Source organism: Halorhodospira halophila (assembly GCF_016653405.1).
In the GTDB taxonomy this organism is placed as follows: domain Bacteria; phylum Pseudomonadota; class Gammaproteobacteria; order Nitrococcales; family Halorhodospiraceae; genus Halorhodospira; species Halorhodospira halophila_A.
Genome location: NZ_NHSN01000008.1, coordinates 39,926 through 56,655, shown reverse-complemented (window position 1 = coordinate 56,655; position 16,730 = coordinate 39,926). Strand labels below are relative to the sequence as shown.

The window sequence follows — 16,730 nt, the reverse complement described above, 5'->3', positions numbered from 1 at the left end:
GCATGGCACGCAAGCCGAGGCCTGTACGCGAGCAGGAACGGAAGGCCGAGGAGCTGATGGCAGGGCTCCGCGGCGACGACAACGGGGATACCGGTGACGATACCGCTACGGCCCCCGAGAGCGACGAGACCGCCGGCGAGACCGGCGGCGAAGGTGCACAGAATCACCCCCAAGCCGACGCGGCCACCGAGCCTGAAGGGCATTCCCAGGGCGAGGGTGACACCGCTGGCAGCAGCGACTTGCAGGCCGAGTACGACCGGCTGCGACAGGCGCACGACACGCTCCGCGGCAAGTACAACAGCGAGGTGCCCCGCCTGCAGCGGGAGCTCCGCGAGGCTACCGAGGAGCGCGACCGCCTGCGTGAGCAGCTGGAGCAGGCCCGCAGCGAGCAGTCCGGCCAGGACAGCAAGGGGAACGATTCGGGCATCTCGGATGAGCGCCTGGAGAAGATCCGCCAGGACTTTGGCGAGGACTTCCTCGAGGCCGTGAAGCTGGTCGCCAAGCAGGAGATCGGCCCGGCCCAGCAGGACGAATCCAGCAAGGTCCAGGAGGACGTCCAGCGCCTGGAGCAGCGCCTGCAGGAGAACGACCAGCAGCGGTTCTGGCGGGAGCTGTCTGCCCTCTGCCCGCAGTGGGAGACGATCAACCAGCGCCAGGACTGGCTGCAGTGGCTCGGCGAGGTCGACCGGCTGACCGGGCAGACCCGACAGCAGCTCCTGGACAGCGCCCACCAGAGCCTGGACGCCGCGCGCGTAGCCGAGATCTTCAACGCCTTCGTCGAGCAGGTCGACGGTGCCCGTCGCCAGCAGAAGCAATCGCGGCAAGAGGAGCTTCAGTCCCAGGTCGCTCCGGGCAAGTCACGCAATCCGGAGCCGGCGTCGTCGCGTCCTCGCTACACGGTGGAGGACTACACCGCTCTGCAGGAAGAAATCCGCCGGGGCAAGTGGCGCGGCAAAGAGGACGAAGCGAAGGCGAAAGAGCGAGAGATCCTGCAGGCACTTCACGGATAACGCCATGACACAGCAGCCGTGTCGGGGTGTCTGCGGGCGATAACCATCGAAGGAGGTAATACCCATGGTGGATCGAGCCAGTGGGCACCCTGACTATCAGGGCAACTTCATCCCGGAGGTGTGGAGCGCGAAGCTCAACACGAAGTTCTACGAGACAACCATCTTCGGCTCCATTGCCAACACCGACTGGGAAGGGGAGATCTCCGACCAGGGGTCCAAGGTGATGATCCGGATGCGCCCGGACATCACCATCAAGAAGTACAAGCGCGGCGAGAAGCTCGACCCGGAGGTGCCCGAGGGCAACCACGTCGAGCTGACCATCGACCGTGGCGACTACTTCAACGTCCTGGTCGACAACGTGGACGAGGTCCAGAGCGATATCGAGCTCATGGATGAATTCACGGACGACGCCACCGAGCAGATGCAGATCAGCATCGACTCGGAGATCCTCGGCGAGATCTACGGCGATGCCCACGAGGACAATACCGGCGCCGATGCGGGCAAGAGGTCGGGCGGCATCAATCTCGGCGAGGCCGGCGCCCCGGTGGAGGTCGACAAGGACAACATCCTCGACTACATCGTCGACATGGGCACCGTGCTCGACGAGCAGTCGATCCCGCAGCAGGGCCGGTGGCTGGTGCTCCCGCCCAAGCTCGCGGGCAAGATCAAGAAGTCCGACCTGAAGGACGCCTCCCTGGCCGGTGACGGCACGTCGATCATGCGCAATGGCCGCATCGGCCAGATCGACCGGTTCGAGGTCTACAGCAGCAACAACCTGGCCGACTCCGATGAGACCGGCTCCAAGGCGTTCAACTGCGTGTTCGGTCACAGCGCTGGCCTGACCTACGCGAGCCAGATCGCCAAGACGGAGCGGATCAAGTCGGAGCAGTACTTCGGCGAGTTTGTTCGTGGCCTCAACGTCTACGGGTTCAAGGTCACCAACCCCGAGGCGATCGGCCACTTCTACGCCGTGGCCAAGTAACCGGCGCTGCCCTGGGGCTCCGGCCCCGGGGCTACCCCCTAAGGAGGAATCATGGCTGAGCAGATCAAGGCCCTTCGCAAAAAGGGCACGGACCGCGTGTTCCCGTATGCAGAGCAGCTGGCCACCCGGGCGGACATGGAGGTGGTGCACATCGACAAGCCCCAGCACGGCACCAAGCCCGACTTCAAGGCCTCACCGGAGGGCGAGAAAGACGACCCCGCCATCGACTCCATGACCAAGGACGAGCTCGCGGAGTACGCGAAGAAGCACCACGACACAGATCTGGACAAGCGTCAGAGCGTGGACACGCTGCGTGAGCAGGTGCGCGCTCTGGAGGACCAGGGAGGCTCGTAAGCGGTGAATGCTCGGGACGTGGTCGACCAGGCGGCCGGCATCCTCAATGACCCCGGCCATGATCGCTGGGGCCTGTCTCAGCTGGTTGGGTTTTACAACGATGCCCGCCGCGCCGTTGTCCTGGTCAGGCCGGACGCCAACGCGGTCACCAAGCCGGTCGAGCTGAAAAAAGGGACGCTGCAGACAATCCCCCGTGGCGGCCTGCAGCTGATCGACGTGGTCCGCAATCTCCCGGGCGGTGAGCCGGTGACGCAGATCGACAGGGAGACGCTGGATGCGTCGGTCGAAGGGTGGCATTCCGAGTCGCCCGACGATGATGAGCCCATCGACCACTACACCTGGGATGACCGCAGGCCGCGGGAGTTCTACGTGACGCCGCCGGCCGCGGAAGGCCAGAAGGTCGAGCTCGTCTACGCGAAGGCCCCGGAGCCGATCAAGCCTCCAGAGGGCAACGGCAGCTGGCCGGATTTCGACCTGGACCCCGTCTACATCGGCCCGGTCCGCGACTGGATGCTCTACCTCGCGCACAGCCTCAACACGAGCGAGGCCGCGCCATCTCGCATGGGCCACTACTACGAGGCGTTCTACCACGCGCTCGGAGAGACCAAGGTCCGGGCTGAGGCGCTGGTCGGCCCGAGGCCCTATCGGCAGTACCGGCGTAAGAGCGAGGACGACTGATGGTCCGGTGGAGCGACATGCTTCCAGGCGTCATGCCACACGTCCCGGGCGCGCCCAAGGGGACGGTCAAGCAGCAGCTTCAAAGGGCGGCCGAGCGGTTCTTTCTGGAGAGTCACGCCTGGGTCGAGGAGCTGGACCCCATTCCACCGGAGCCGGATGGTGTCCTGTTTCTTTACCCGCCGACCTCGAGCGCGGAGGTGATTGCCGTATCCGAGGCCAAGCAGGAAGGGAAACTGCTGGAGGTTACCTTCCGCCCACCAGCGGAAGCAGTGGCCTCCGATATCGACAAAGACGGCGACGACGTCTATGTGCGCGCTGCACTGAAGCCGGCATCCCGGTCCCGCGGGATCCCCGAGGAGGTGTGGAGTCATTGGGGGACGTATATCCAGGACGGGGCTCTGGCTCGCGTCATGGAGATCCCGGGCAAGCCGTGGAGCTCGTTCGACGGGGCGGAATACTTCAGCAACCGGTTCCGGAGGGGCGTCGTTGAGGCGCGCTCACGACGGGCAAAGGGGCACACCGAGAAAAACCTCCGGGTGCAGCCCCGCAGATTCGTGTAACTACATGAGGGAAGACTGATGGCGACTGGCTACTATACCCACGAAACCGCGAACATGGTCCTGAACATGCTGCTCCGGGGCGCCAGCGAGGACCCGCCGGATCGCGTGATGATCGGGCTCTTTACGGACGACCCTGGCCCCGGTGCCGACCTGAACGTAGAGCTCAGCGACAGCAACTATGTGCGCAAGGATGCCGCTCACGAAGGGTATCCGGTCTCCGACGCCTTCGATTCGCCCGAGGAGGGCGAGACCCAGAACGCCAAGTCGATCGAGTTCAACCCGATCGAGGACGGCGAGGTCACGGTTACGCACTTCGGTATCTTCGGGCGCTACGGTGAGAGCTCGGACGACGATGTGCTGATGTTCGCCGCGCCGCTCTACTCGTCCCGCACCCTGGAGCCGGGCGACGTACTGACCTGGGACCAGGGCTCGGTCGTCGTGTCCAAGATCGACAACGGCTGATAGGTGACCCGTGCCTGAGGCGGCTGGCGCTATTACAGGGGCGTTCCGGGCCGATGGGGCGCTCAACGGGCCGGCCGTCAATGGCGCGGCCGTCAACGACGCGTCCTTCTCGGGGCGCGCTGTTGCGGTCGATATCAGCGGATCCCCGTATGTGGTCCGCAGACCCACGGCCACGGTGCCCGCGCCGGGCAGGCTCATGGGCGACGCGGTTCGCCGAGCGAAGCCGAATGCGGGGGTCCGCACGGCCGGCGCCCTGTCCGGAGAGGCCATCAATAACGCCCACCCGCCACGCAGTGCCGCGTCCCCTTCGGGTTCGATAAGCGGGAGTGCGGTGCGGAAGGCTCGACCGTTCTCCGAGGTGTACCTCGGCGGTATGGGGCGTTCCCATGGCGCCCTCGGCTCTGCGGTCAACGCTGGAGCGATCAACGGGAATGTCGGGGACGATTTCTCTGGTCCGGCCCCGCAGCTCCAGGTTCATGGTGACCCGATCCGCTACGCCAAGCCCCAGGCCCAGGTCGACGCGAATCCAGCGATGTCCGGAAACGGTGTTCGCCTGGCCAAGCCGACCTCAGCCGTCTGGGGCCGTCCGCGCGTAACAGGTGACCCGATCCGGTTTGCCGTAGCGCGTGCCCGCCACCACTACGGCACCCGGATCCACGCCAACCCCATCCGGTACACCCGCGTCCGGGTGTGGCTGGATGTTCCGGCGCGAGTCACTGACCTTGGGCGGGTCGTTAACCTGATCCGAGACGCGATCCCGGGCCCAGTCCGCGCGACCTGGACGCGGGTCTCTGGAGATGCCGTCCGCCATGCGAAGCCCCTGGGGCTCACCTCTCCGCTAACTCGCCTGTGGCCGGACCCGAGTCAGCCCCGGATTGCGCGCCTGGCAGACCTGTGGTCCAGCGAGCACGCGTCAGCGGCCCTCAATGGCTTCGGCAGCATCATCGGGCGGACGGCCATCGGAGCCAACGCCAGGCATGCGCAGGCCTGGGTTCAGGCGCGCCAGATCCGGTTCTCGTTCTTGGTGGTCAACACCTACGGTCGTGCGCTGAGGTTTAAGCCTGCCCAGCTGCGCCTGGCTACCACGGTCAGGTTCAACATGTCGCGCTGGCTGGTGCGCCAGCGGGCGCGCCATGAAGGGCGCGGCGCCGTGTGGGCCGGAATCGCGGCGCGCCACCTCCCGACCCCGCGTTCATGGAGTCGGGCGAGGGTGGAGGTGCAGGGCGAGCCGTGGGTTGATCGCAGGCCGAGCACTGACGTTCGGCCGGACGTGTCGGTCGCCGGCGTCGGCGGAATCCGCCGGAACGAAAGCGTCTCGATCCACACGGAACCAGCGATCCGCGCGCTTGAAACCGTCACGCGCGAAGACGGGATCCGCCGCGTGTACGCCGCGGGGTCGGTAGCCCCGCCCGCAATCCGGTTCATTTACATCCCGCCGCCGGTCACCCACGCCGGAGAGGTGGCGCCTGAGCTATGGGTCGCCGCCGGCGCGTCCCGGCGGATGACGGCCTCGGCGCATGTCGGCCCGAGGCCCCGAGTCGAAGCGTCGCCGGCCACGGCAAAGCGGGCCGTTGAAGGCGGGGTCCGGCCGTCGTCCCGGCTGTACACGACCGGGAAAGGAGACAGGCGCAGGTTCTCCGGCGGTGAGTTCTCCCATCGACTGCACCTGGTAGGAAGGCCCGGATTGAGGGCGTGGCCGGAGGCCCAGGTCGACGCGGCGCCGACGGTGTCTGCTTCGTACATGACCAAGCCGGTGGCTTCTCCCGGCGCAAGCGCACTGGTGCCGGCCAGAATTTCCGCAGTGGTGCTCGTCCAGGTCTTTGTCCAGGGGGGCGTCCGCTCCTCGCCCAGCATCGAGGCGGTTCTTCGGATCAACGCAGAGCATATGGCCCCGGGCCGCCGCCGGGCCTTTGTGGCGCGAGAACCGCGCCAGGTGGTCGTTCCGGAAGAGCCTCGTGTCATCCGAGTGGAGATGTAGATGGAGACGTTCACCAAGCAGCCGTCGGACGTCCTGGACTACGACGTCGATCTCCGGCCTTGGCTGGCCGAGACCAGCGACGGCATCCAGCAGGTGCATGTGGACATAAGCCCGGACGAATCGGGCGGCCTGCAGTTACAGAGCAAGGCGGTCTACGACGAGTACGTCAAGCTCTGGCTCGAGGGCGGTAAGGACCGGACCACCTACAACATCAGCGTGACGGTGGACACCAGCGCCGGGCGCATCAAGCAGATCGATTTTCGCATGAGGGTTCGTGAACGATGAAACGACTGGTAGCCGATAACGCGGTGACCCGGCTTGCGGTGTACGCCGAGACCGGCGACGACACCATCGAGGTCGACGACGGCAGCGTCTTCCCCGATCCGATGGAGGGTGAGGAGTTCTTCGACATCACCCTTCCGCACCGGGTCAAGGGCCGGGAGGTGGACTGGGAGACCTGCCGCGTCACCAAGCGCGACGGGAACACCCTCCACGTCGAGCGCGCGGCCTACGACACCACGCTGCGCAACTGGCCATCCGGGACCGCGGTGGAGCTTCGCCTGAACTCGGATCTGATCGGCTGGGTAGCTGACGGTGGCAAGGACCGAGAGACCGGCAACCAGTACAGGCTGGTGATCATCGATGGATACCTGGCCACGGAGGAGAATTGACCATGAAGGGGATCCCTAGCCCCGCCCTGGCTACGCGCTCTGACTACGAGCGCGTCCACCAGATGGCGCTCGACGGGGAGCTGCGCCCGCGGGATATCGATCGACTGCATCGGTACTGGCAGGCGCTACTGGATGGCCGCTGGCGCTATGACCGTGACCGTGTTCTCGGCGACGGTGAGGAGCCGGACGGTGAGGAGCCGGAGTATCGCGTCATCGAGGACGAGGAAGAAGGGCGCGTCCAGCACATCCGCGTCGAGGATGACCGCGCGCTGATCCATCGCCTTGGGTTCAGCGTCGATGAGGTCGAGAACAAGATCAAGGAGCTGAGCTGATGCGTAGCATCGAAGCAGCGAAGATGCCTGCCGTCGCCGAGATCATGGGGAGGATGGAGACGTCCGGCGACACCAGGGTCGACGTCCCTGACATGGCGCTCAACATCGGCGGCCACGGGCAGGGGTTCATCATCCGAGAGACTCTTGACTGGGAGCCGCACGAGAACGAGGACGGCACCCTGGGCGGCGAGATGAGCCTCGGGGATAGCGTCTACATCTACGCCGTCGCACAGGACTCCGGCATCGCCAAGCTGGTGGCGAGCAAAAACAAGACGGCTCCCGACGGGCACGGCACGACCGAGAGCCGGCGCATCGGCGGCTTCCACTACGGCCGAGTCCGCACGCTGGACCAGGCCTACGACTCCAGTACCACCCTGGATCAGAAGATCATCCCGAACTCGGCCTGGGACCTCCGGCATCGCCCAACCTGCGACCCGACGGGCATGGTCGAGATCATCCCGGATCGGCTCTGGCTGGACATCTACCTCGCCAGCGAGGACGGGCAGGGCTGGCCGGACACGGTTCCGCTGTCCGCTTACGGTGCAACGCCGTTGAGCGGTTCCGAGGGGTATGCGCTGTTCTACGACTATCTCAGGCTCGCGCGTAACGCCGGTAAGCGTTTGCCTACGGCACAGGAGTGGCACGCCGCCGCGTATGGGGTGCCGCAGGGATCGACCGACGCCGGAGGAAGGGTCAGCACAGGCGAGCACAGCGATTACGGGTTCGAGGCGGTCAGCTGCCTTAACCTCGACCAGCCCTCCGGGAATCTGCGCCAGACGCTTGCCGAGTTGTTCCTGGAGGCCGAGGCGAACAACTACACGGACAGTGTTAACGCCGGCAAGGACGAGAGCGAGGACCACGGCCAGGCGTATGGCACCGACCTGCGAGTGCTCGGTGCCGGCGGCTATTGGTCCCACACGGACGAGGCCGGCGCCCGGTGTGTCCTTCGCGCTTACCCGTGGCGTGTGGCTAGCAGTGTCGGGCTGCGCTGCGCCTGCGATTCTCTGTGATCTGATCCCTGGGTCCCTGTCGTGGAGGAGTTCAAGCTACTCCAGCGCCTGGAGGACTTCGAGGCGTGGGTCATGCCGCGCCTCGATTCCTTCCCGCGCGCTGAGAAGTGGGCAGCAGCGCTGGAGATAAAGCGAAGCGTGTACCGGCTCCAATGGAACGCGATCCGCGTCCAGAAAACGCCTCGGCGGATACCGAAGCGCAAAGCGGGCGCCGTGATGGCGCTCGACGAGGAGCTGGAGTTCCTTCGCCTGCGCCTGAGGATCGCAGCTTCTCGGCGAATGCTGAGCCAGCGCTCCCACAGGCACGCGACGAAGCTCCTCATGGAGATTGGCAAGATGATAGGCGGCCTGCAGGCGCGAATTGCCCAAGGTGCGCAGCCGTAGGCGAGTGCTCAATGCCGGCGGCAATTGGTCCAACACGGACGAGGCCGGCGCCCGGTATGTCAATCGCAATAACCCGTGGAATGTGAATAGCAATGTCGGGCTGCGCTGCGCCTGCGACCCTCCAGGGTCGCCTGGTGGCAAAGTCACCTCGACGGGGTGGGGCTACGGCTCGCTCCGCGGCGATTCCAGAGAATCGGGGCTGCGTACCGCCGCAGGGAAGCGGAAAGATGAACACCCCGTCGCGGCGAGTACCTGTCCGGGGAAAGTGGCGGCGGGCCTTTTACCCACCGGAAGAAAGGGAGCGGGATGCCCAGGACGGTCACGGGACTGTGGCCGCAGGTCGCCTCATGGCCTGCACTGACTTCTGCATATGAGCGGTGTCGAAAAGGGAAGCGGGATCAGCCGAAGGCGGTGCATTTCCACGCCCGCTGGGAAGAACGTCTGGTTGAGATACAGCAGCATCTCGTATCCGGAACGTGGCAACCGGATCCGTTTACCAGTTTCCCGGTCTACGAGCCGAAATACCGGATTATCGAAGCCCCGACTTTCCGGGATCGAATCGTCCACCACGCACTGGTGGCCGCCGTAGAGCCGCACTTCGAGCGGCGCTTCATCCGCCACAGCTATGCGTGCCGAAAGGGCGGAGGAACGCACCGGGCCGCTGCCGATATGCAGCGCCATCTGCGTAGGGCGGAGGCGCGCTGGGGCCGGGTCTACGCGCTCCAGATTGACATCAGCAAGTACTTCCCGAGCATCCAGCACGACCGTCTCCTGGAGCAGATCGCCCGCACGATTTCCGACCGGCGCGTGCTGACCATCTGGGAGCGCATCATCCGGGGCGCTGGCCGCGACGTGGGGCTGCCCATCGGCGCGCTGACCAGCCAGCTCAGCGGCAACATCTACCTAGACTGGCTCGATCACATGGTCAAGGACGAGATGGGGGTCAAGGGGTACGCCAGGTACATGGACGATGCCGTTCTGCTGCTGACGAGCAAGGACGAGGCGTGGCGGACAAAGCGGTTGCTCGAGGATCTGCTCCGCGACGAGCTCGGGCTCAAGCTCAGCAAGGCCCTGGTCTACCCCACCACCCAGGGCGTCGACTGGGCCGGATACCGAACTTGGTCGACGCACATGTTGCCTCGACGGAAAAACATCGTGGCGGCCCGGCGCCGCCTGCAGCGAGCAGCCCGGCTGTACGGAGAGGGGCGCATGAGCCTTGAGGAGGTGCGCCAGCGGGTTGCCAGCTTTGTGGGGCATACCCAGCACTGCGACGCAGCCCGAGTCACTCAATCCGTTATCGACGACGTTGTCCTCATAAGGGAGGCGGCCTGATGGAGCATCGCGCGGTGCGCGTTTTCGGCGGGATGGCGCCGCGGGTAGGGCCCCGCCTGCTGGAAGCATACCAGGCGCAGAAGGCGGTCAACTGCCTGCTCGACTCTGGAGAGCTGAGGCCGTTCCGAAAGCCACGGGAGGCTGGCTCGCTGGAACTGCCCGGCTATAGCGTCGGCTCGTTCGCCCTGTGGAGGGCCGGGGACGATTCCTACTGGCTGCGCTTCCCGGGCGATGTGGACGTTGCCACCTCGCCCCTGAATGAGGACGCGCGACGGCGCGTGTACTGGACGGGCGATGAGCGGTATGGCGGGCCGCGGATGAGCTACACCCCCGCGGTCTATGAAGGCGGAGCCGATGAGTATCCGGTGACGAGCTATGCCTTGGGCGTTCCGGCTCCGAGCGCCGCGCCTACGGCGGAGCCCATGGAGCCCGATGAGGACGCCGAGGAAGCAGATCTGCGCGACCATTTCTACGTCTACACCTACGTCACCGCCCTTGGCGAGGAAGGTCCGCCGAGCCCGCCCAGTGGGAATGCTCCGGCGGCCCCGGGGCAGGGCGTCACGGTGGGTGACATCCACGTCGACAGCAGCGCGGGGTCGGATCGGCTGATCGAGCGCATCCGCATCTACCGCACGGAGGCCGGCACCAGCCAGGCGGAGTTCTTCTTCGTGGACGAGATCGACGCGTCGGTCACGGAGTACGAAGACACGGTGGACAGCGGCGCCCTGGGGGAGCCCCTGCCAAGCGTCGAGTGGGATCCGCCGCCCGAGGGGCTGCAGGGTCTCGTGAATCTGCCGAACGGCATGCTCGCCGGCTTTGAGGGGCAAGGGGTGTGGGTCAGTGAGGCGTACATGCCTCACGCCTGGCCCGGCAGCTATCAGGTCACCGTGTCCGACAGGGTGGTGGGGCTGGGCGTGTTCGACCAGCACGTCGTGGTGTGCACGGAGAACGAGCCGGTTCTGCTGACCGGATCCGACCCCCGTGGCATGCAGCAGACTCGCCTGGAAGTAAATCAGGGCTGCCTATCAAAGCGCGGGATCGTGTCCCTGGGCTATGCGGTCGTTTATCCCGCACCGGACGGCCTGGTGATGGTGGACCGCTCGAGTGGGGCGCGCGTCATCACTGAGGGCCTGCTCGCGCCCCGGGACTGGGCGGAGTACAAGCCGGACACCATCCATGCGTACGAGTGGCGCGGCGGGTATCTGGCTTTCTATGACGGGGGCGCGTTCTTTCTCGACCCCCGGGATGAGCGTAGCGGCCTGGTTGAGATTGAGGTCGACGGCATCGTGGCCGGGCACCGGGACCACCTCGACGACACGCTATATCTGCTCACCGACACAGGCGCCCTGCTCGAGTGGGACAAAGGGGGTGCGCCGATGCGCTACAGGTGGCGCTCCAAGCTCTATTCCTGGCGGCGCCCCATCAACCTATCAATGGCTCGGGTGGAAGCCGTCAGCTACAACGATCTGAGCTTTCGCCTGTATGCCGGCGGGCAGCTGCGCGCGGACAAGAGCGTGGACACCAACCGCCTTTTCCCGCTCCCGTCGGGATACGTGGCCATTGACGCCGAGATCGAGCTGGAGGGCACGGATCATGTCCAGCAGGTGCTGATCGCTGAGGCGGTGGAGGCGGTCCAGGGATGAGTCAGAAGACGCGCACCGGCAAGATGCCGGCAGTCCCGAAAGATGCCTCGCCCCAGGTTCGCGAGTTCCTGGAAGCCGTCAAGGAGACGGTCGAGGTGTCCCGCGGTGACCGCGGTGACCCGCTCGACAAATCGCTGACGCTCCGGGAGGCGGCGGACTTGGATCTGGCCAGCGTCCGAGAGGTGGCGGCCCGCCGGGCCGGCATGTCAGCAACTGACCTCCTGATCCCGCGCGGACAGCTGGACACGGTCACCACTCCGCCGCAGCCGAGCGGCGTTGAAGCGGATGGAGCGTTCGGCACCATCATCCTTTCTTGGGACCAGCCCGGGTATGCAAACCACAGCCGCACGGTCATCTACCGCGCCGGAGAGGGTGAGGACTTTGGCCAGGCGGTTCGGATCGGCTCCAGCACCGGCGTCCTGTACTCCAACGCGGTCGGTCAAAACGCTGTGCATCGCTACTGGGTCCAGCATGTCAGCGACGCCGGCGTCGAGGGTCCGGTCAGCGAATCCGTGACCGGGGAGACGTCGCGCTCGCCCGAGAACATCATGGAGAACCTGCTCGCTGAACGATGGCGCCCCGATCACCAGTACCGCGCTTTCAACTATGTCGCGCCGGATGAGGGCGACGTGATGCTCCGGTGCATCGCGCCCGGGGTCAGCGGGCCTGTCGAGCCGGAATGGCCGAGCGATCCCGGCCTGGAGGTCGAGGATGGTTCCGTGACCTGGCTCACGGTCCCGGCGAAGGATAGCGTCCCGTTCCTGATTGGTGAGGTCGACGGCGAGGAGGCAGTGGTTATCAACGTCGCCTACATCGCCGACGCCTCGATTGAGAACGCGAAGATCGGAAGCGTGGCCGCCGACAAGATCACCGCCGACGCCCTGAGCGCGATCAGCGCCAACCTGGGCTCGATCACAGCCGGTCAGATCGACATCGGCGACGGCAGATTCCAGGTGGACCCGAACGGGAACGTCACCATCACCCGGAGTCGGGACGATGGCGCGATGTCGGTGAGCAACGACCGGATCAGCGTCTACGACGGCAACGGCACGCTGCGCGTGCGCATCGGGAGGCTGTGATGTTCGGCCTGGAGACGCGGAGAGAGGGCGGGGTGCTCGCCTACTCGACCCAGGACGTGACCTGGAACCAAGTGGCTCTCCTGACGGTTCCCGGAGGGGCGTCGCAGTCAATCACGAGACCGGTCCTCATCGGCCGGGAAGTCAGGGTCGCGCAGGTCTTCATTAACCCACCACCGACGGACCGCAAGGCCGTGGCTCACGATGTGAGCGTCGACTCATCCAGTGGTCAGGTTGATATCGGCGGGGGGAGCGAAGACGAGCTGATTCTGGTGCTGATGCGATGAGCTTCGGGTTCACGGCCGTCAACGATGCTGGTCAGGTGCTAGTGTCGTCGGACTCTCGGACGCTGCACCACTTGGGCGAAGCGACTTACCTCGGCCAGATGAGCGGCTTCAACACCCACGGCGGATACCGCCGATTCGGTTACGAGGTCCGCTCTCCCGTGGCGCCGATGCCGTTTTTCACTATGCCGACGTCGGACTACTACGGCATTGCGTCGATCCGCGAGTCGTCGAGCGGGATCTGGCATGTGGAGATCATCCGCTCCGGCACAGGGTCCGCGCGCCCCGAGGTCCATGCCTTTGCTGACGTGCGGGCATTTGCCGAGCCCGATGAGGGCTGGGGAATGGTGGTGTACGACGAAGACGGGGGGCAGACGTTCGACTCCCGCCTGCAGCCTTTAATTATCACCGACACCACAATGGCATCGCCCCCGTCGGGTGTTCTGGGGAGCGCGATCAGTGGGCTGAGCGCCAAGCACTGCCGGTCCTCCAACTCGTCTGCCGGGAATCAGCTGCAACCCACGGAGCAAAACCGATACTGGTCCCCCGAAGTCGAGTCCGAGCCGGCCTACTTCTTCTCGAGCATGGCCCAGACCTACCGCGAGGGCATGTTCGAGGACGAGGACGAGTACTGCGAAGACATCGACGCTTACGGCGAATGCGTAGGCCGCATGGTCTATGAAGCCTGGGTGTCCGTGTACTGGGCATTCTACCGAAGCGGCATCCGTAGGAACGGTGACTACCTGGAAGCGGGATGGATCACCGTGGATTTCGGCTGTGTAAGCGACTACGAAGAAGAGACGACGTTTGGAATCGGCGGCCTCCGCGCTGACTTCGATGATTACTCGTACAGGGTTCAGCAAGGTCTCCCCCCGTACACAGACGAAACCCTCAACACCTTCGATGTGCCCATCCTGCGGACGCCTCTGGAGAGATACCGGTGATTTCCTCGTTCCAGATTGTTCGCGTCCGAAACCTGGGGAAAGGGTACGTGTGCGTGTGTTACCGGGTGGTGTGGGTCGAAGGGCCAATCGACGGACCGGGAAGCGGGCGCGCCAAGAAGCTAACGGCAACGATCGATCTTCCGGATAATGTCGATATCGAGCAGGAGCTCGCGGCGCGCCTACGATCGGCGGAGTGGATCGAATGACGGAAGTCCAGGCGACTCGAGATGGGTTTCGAGCGTCGTACGCTTTTGGTAGCCCGGGTTTCCAAGAAGCCGCAGATGTGCTTCGCCGGCATTTTCCGAGAGAGCGAACAGGGCAGTATGTCGCGCTGTCGATGCCGTCCCGCCATGCCATTCTGAATGAGGAGGTCATCACCGCCCTGCTTCCAGGTATCGCTCTGAAAAACTTTTTCAGCCCCGACGTCATGTGTTTTGCGAGGAAGTTTTGCATCGAAAGCAAGACTTCCTATGCGAGGATCTATCGCCTTCCCCGCGACATCCCTCGATGGGTTCCAAACAAGGCGACGGTTATTGCCGAGTCCATCAATGATGAGGAGTGGGGTAGGCCGGCGCCACAAGGCATAATGGCCTTCAAGGACATCTACTTCGTAGGCCCCCCTCGGGAGATCGAGGACCAGTTCGGACTTCCGCCGCGCCGGGGCAAGTACAAGACCTGCTATGGAGCAACCATCAAAGGCGGAACCATCCAAAGGGTGAAGCAATACCTGTACGACGAGCCGGACTCGTTTAGCGAATGGGAGCGGCTCTACGAAAAGAAAATGCGCGATATCGGGAGGTCTGCGTAATGCTGGGCACATTGGTGGTTGCCGGCGTATCAGGGTATCTCGGGCACCGTCAGCAAGAGCAGGCGGCGGATGCCCGGGAGGACATGGTCGAGGCCATGAAGGAGCAGACTCAGCTGGGCCAGGATCAGCTCGACTTCGCGCGCGAGCGGTGGCGTGACTACGAGCAGACGTACGGCGGCCTGCGCGACCAGATGGTGTCGCAGGCCGAGCAGGGCATTGACCCCCGGGCCGAGGGCCACCTCGCCCGCGCCGACACTGACGTGGCGCTGGCGGCCGGAAGGGAGCGCGACCAGCATCGCCGAGAGATGGAGCGCCGGGGCGTCGACCCTACGAGCGGCCAGTTTCAGGGGCAGGACCGCATGGCGGGCCTGCAAGAAGCGACGGCCCGGACTCAGGCGCGTGGCGAGGCCAGGCGTAGCGCTGCGGAGCGCACTGACGCCCTACGCGGATCGGTGTTCCAGGTCGGCCAACAGGAGCGCCAGGCCGCAGAAGGCCTTAGGTCCCAGGCCCACCAAAACCTGAGCAATATGCGAGGCCAGCAGGCCCAGGTGCACGGCGGGCTGGCCGCCCAGCACTCCCAGGGCGCCGGACAGATGTACGGGATGGCGGTCGATCACTTCTCGTCCGCGTTGGACGACGACGACGGGCTGCCCAGCTGGAACCTGTTTACCGGCCAGGACGACGCTTCTGGGCAATCACAGGGAGCGCAGCCGGGCTGGGGGCTGCATTCCCCTTCATCCCGGAGCGATACCCGGTTCGGGTTCGGGCAAATGCCGCAAAGCAACGTGGGGTGACGCATGCCACAGATGGGACAGGGTTTCGCTCAGGGGTTGCAGGCGGGCCAGCAGCGGCGCATGCAGCGCCAGCAGAACAAGCGCGCCGAGCAGGCTCATGGATTGCAGATGGATCAGGGGGAGCTGGGTCTTGAGCAGACTCGGAACGAGATGGCCCACCGGGAGACGATGCGCCCGATGGAGCGCGAGCAGACCGGGCTCAAGGTTGATGCCTCGCGCATGGAGGTCGAGGAGGCGAGGCGCCAGCAGATGTACGACCAGGGTCTGAGGGCCCTGGCGCAGCGGGATGTTGACGGCCTCATCGGGTGGCACAACGAGGTCAACACCGAGGAGCCACCCATCGTCGAAGGGGGCATCGAGCGCACCGAAGACGGCCGCGAGATCCTTCGCCTCCGCGACCAAGAGGGGAACCAGGAAGAGTTCGACGTGGAGGAGCTTGGCGCCCAGATGTCGATCGCCCGGAATCCGGAGCTTCTTCAGGAGCAGCTTGCGGGGTCGGACCGGTACAGCGACCCTCACATGCACCCGGAGCTCGGGTATGGCCAGGTAGGCCCGGACGGGCAGTGGCACTCGATCGACGCCGAGGGGCCGGCCGCGCAGGGCGGGGGTGGCGCTCCCGGGGCCCCGGGGACCGAGGCCCCCAATTCGGTCTGGGCGCAGATGCGCAGCGACTACTCCAACCGGTACGGCATTGACGGCGATGAGCTCATGGCCGTCTACCAGACGCAGGGCGAAGAGGCTGGTGACCGGTATCTACGCGAGCGCGCCGGCGAGGGTGTGCCCACGCTGCGGGAGTTCGCTACCGAGGAGTACGGCGTCGATCCCTCGACCGGCGTGTTTGTCCGGGATATGCGGCCCCAAATGCAGGGGCAGCCCCAGGGGCAACCGCAGACGCAAGGGCAGCCCCAAGGTCATCCGCAGAGTGGAGGTCTGGACCTTTCCGGCATGCGTGAGCGATCACCCTACATGCAGAACTTGCCGGACGACGATCCGGCGCACGCGACGCAGTACGCGGCGGCCCAGTTGGGTCATGAGCGAGGCCTGCGCGCCGGGCAGCCCGCGCAACAGCCTCGCCGGGAGCAGCCGCAAGCGGGGCCGGCGAGCACTGGGCGTCCTACTCTCCCCGAGGATCTTCAGGGCATGCGAGAGACCGAGGGTGGCATCGAGGTGCCGCGGTTCGCCGACCAAGATGCCCGCGTCACCCAGCGCGGCATGTGGGGTTTTGGCGTTGGCTCGAGCGCTCAGATGCGCGGCGAGCTGCGCCGGGCCAAACCGTTTTTCGACAAGGTCGCTCAAGGGGAGCGCCCTGAGCGCGGCGAACTGGCAGAGGCCGTTCGGGCGGCCCGCGAGGGGCTTCTCGCGCCCGAAGCCGAGAGCGTGGTGCGCGACTGGGCGCGCCGTTACGCCCAAGAGCAGCAGGCGAGGTAA

The 16,730-nt window shown here is 65.5% G+C and carries 21 protein-coding genes; 20 read left to right on the top strand and 1 reads right to left on the bottom strand.

What is annotated here, in order from left to right:
- Positions 1 to 2: 2 nt before the first annotated feature.
- The 12 genes from CCR79_RS02365 to CCR79_RS02310 all read left to right on the top strand — a co-directional run bounded on the left by CCR79_RS02365 (position 3) and on the right by CCR79_RS02310 (position 8,421).
- Positions 3 to 1,010: a hypothetical protein gene (locus CCR79_RS02365; protein WP_201168300.1), complete on the top strand. Its 1,008-nt coding sequence runs from the start codon at positions 3 to 5 to the stop codon at positions 1,008 to 1,010.
- Positions 1,011 to 1,074: 64 nt separating this feature from the next.
- Entirely contained in the window at positions 1,075 to 1,992 is a 918-nt protein-coding gene (locus tag CCR79_RS02360) for a hypothetical protein (RefSeq protein WP_201168299.1), read from the top strand.
- 51 nt (positions 1,993 to 2,043) lie between these two features.
- On the top strand, positions 2,044 to 2,346 hold the full coding sequence (locus CCR79_RS02355) for a hypothetical protein (RefSeq protein WP_201168297.1): 303 nt from the start codon (positions 2,044 to 2,046) through the stop codon (positions 2,344 to 2,346).
- 3 nt (positions 2,347 to 2,349) lie between these two features.
- Positions 2,350 to 3,024, top strand: a complete 675-nt coding sequence (locus CCR79_RS02350) for a DUF6682 family protein (protein ID WP_201168295.1) — start codon at positions 2,350 to 2,352, stop codon at positions 3,022 to 3,024.
- The gene (locus tag CCR79_RS02345; RefSeq protein ID WP_201168293.1) at positions 3,024 to 3,584 is read left to right on the top strand and encodes a hypothetical protein; all 561 of its coding nucleotides are present in this window, start codon (positions 3,024 to 3,026) and stop codon (positions 3,582 to 3,584) included. The genes CCR79_RS02350 and CCR79_RS02345 overlap by 1 nt, the downstream gene beginning before the upstream one ends.
- An 18-nt stretch (positions 3,585 to 3,602) precedes the next feature.
- The gene (locus CCR79_RS02340; protein ID WP_201168292.1) at positions 3,603 to 4,046 is read left to right on the top strand and encodes a phage tail fiber protein; all 444 of its coding nucleotides are present in this window, start codon (positions 3,603 to 3,605) and stop codon (positions 4,044 to 4,046) included.
- Positions 4,047 to 4,056: 10 nt separating this feature from the next.
- Positions 4,057 to 6,024, top strand: coding sequence for a hypothetical protein (locus CCR79_RS02335; protein WP_201168290.1), 1,968 nt, complete (start codon positions 4,057 to 4,059; stop codon positions 6,022 to 6,024).
- Positions 6,025 to 6,309: a hypothetical protein gene (locus CCR79_RS02330; protein WP_201168287.1), complete on the top strand. Its 285-nt coding sequence runs from the start codon at positions 6,025 to 6,027 to the stop codon at positions 6,307 to 6,309. It abuts the gene before it with no gap.
- Complete coding sequence (locus tag CCR79_RS02325; RefSeq protein ID WP_201168284.1) at positions 6,306 to 6,695, top strand: hypothetical protein; 390 nt, start codon at positions 6,306 to 6,308, stop codon at positions 6,693 to 6,695. Before CCR79_RS02330 ends, CCR79_RS02325 begins: the two co-directional genes overlap by 4 nt.
- 2 nt (positions 6,696 to 6,697) lie before the next feature.
- Positions 6,698 to 7,027: a hypothetical protein gene (locus CCR79_RS02320; protein WP_201168281.1), complete on the top strand. Its 330-nt coding sequence runs from the start codon at positions 6,698 to 6,700 to the stop codon at positions 7,025 to 7,027.
- Positions 7,027 to 8,037: a hypothetical protein gene (locus CCR79_RS02315; protein ID WP_201168279.1), complete on the top strand. Its 1,011-nt coding sequence runs from the start codon at positions 7,027 to 7,029 to the stop codon at positions 8,035 to 8,037. Before CCR79_RS02320 ends, CCR79_RS02315 begins: the two co-directional genes overlap by 1 nt.
- 21 nt (positions 8,038 to 8,058) lie before the next feature.
- A complete protein-coding gene (locus tag CCR79_RS02310; RefSeq protein ID WP_201168277.1) occupies positions 8,059 to 8,421 on the top strand; it encodes a hypothetical protein in 363 nt (120 codons plus the stop codon).
- 345 nt (positions 8,422 to 8,766) lie between these two features.
- Here CCR79_RS02310 and CCR79_RS13600 read toward each other — a convergent pair whose 3' ends face one another.
- Positions 8,767 to 9,102 carry a hypothetical protein gene (locus CCR79_RS13600; protein WP_242510802.1) on the bottom strand — a complete coding sequence of 112 codons (336 nt, stop codon included), beginning with the start codon at positions 9,100 to 9,102 and terminating at the stop codon, positions 8,767 to 8,769.
- Here CCR79_RS13600 and CCR79_RS02305 point away from each other — a divergent pair.
- From CCR79_RS02305 to CCR79_RS02270, 8 genes are all read left to right on the top strand, one after another.
- Positions 8,998 to 9,753 (top strand): reverse transcriptase domain-containing protein, encoded by a 756-nt coding sequence (locus CCR79_RS02305; protein ID WP_345941477.1) that lies wholly within the window; start codon positions 8,998 to 9,000, stop codon positions 9,751 to 9,753. The genes CCR79_RS13600 and CCR79_RS02305 overlap by 105 nt on opposite strands.
- Positions 9,753 to 11,396, top strand: coding sequence for a hypothetical protein (locus CCR79_RS02300; RefSeq protein ID WP_201168273.1), 1,644 nt, complete (start codon positions 9,753 to 9,755; stop codon positions 11,394 to 11,396). The genes CCR79_RS02305 and CCR79_RS02300 overlap by 1 nt, the downstream gene beginning before the upstream one ends.
- Entirely contained in the window at positions 11,393 to 12,475 is a 1,083-nt protein-coding gene (locus tag CCR79_RS02295) for a hypothetical protein (RefSeq protein ID WP_201168271.1), read from the top strand. Before CCR79_RS02300 ends, CCR79_RS02295 begins: the two co-directional genes overlap by 4 nt.
- Positions 12,475 to 12,759 (top strand): hypothetical protein, encoded by a 285-nt coding sequence (locus CCR79_RS02290; RefSeq protein ID WP_201168270.1) that lies wholly within the window; start codon positions 12,475 to 12,477, stop codon positions 12,757 to 12,759. The genes CCR79_RS02295 and CCR79_RS02290 overlap by 1 nt, the downstream gene beginning before the upstream one ends.
- Positions 12,756 to 13,700 (top strand): hypothetical protein, encoded by a 945-nt coding sequence (locus CCR79_RS02285; RefSeq protein WP_201168268.1) that lies wholly within the window; start codon positions 12,756 to 12,758, stop codon positions 13,698 to 13,700. The genes CCR79_RS02290 and CCR79_RS02285 overlap by 4 nt, the downstream gene beginning before the upstream one ends.
- Positions 13,701 to 13,902: 202 nt before the next feature.
- The gene (locus CCR79_RS02280; RefSeq protein ID WP_201168266.1) at positions 13,903 to 14,508 is read left to right on the top strand and encodes a hypothetical protein; all 606 of its coding nucleotides are present in this window, start codon (positions 13,903 to 13,905) and stop codon (positions 14,506 to 14,508) included.
- Positions 14,508 to 15,302 carry a hypothetical protein gene (locus tag CCR79_RS02275; RefSeq protein ID WP_201168265.1) on the top strand — a complete coding sequence of 265 codons (795 nt, stop codon included), beginning with the start codon at positions 14,508 to 14,510 and terminating at the stop codon, positions 15,300 to 15,302. The genes CCR79_RS02280 and CCR79_RS02275 overlap by 1 nt, the downstream gene beginning before the upstream one ends.
- A 12-nt stretch (positions 15,303 to 15,314) precedes the next feature.
- Positions 15,315 to 16,730: a hypothetical protein gene (locus CCR79_RS02270; RefSeq protein ID WP_201168264.1), complete on the top strand. Its 1,416-nt coding sequence runs from the start codon at positions 15,315 to 15,317 to the stop codon at positions 16,728 to 16,730.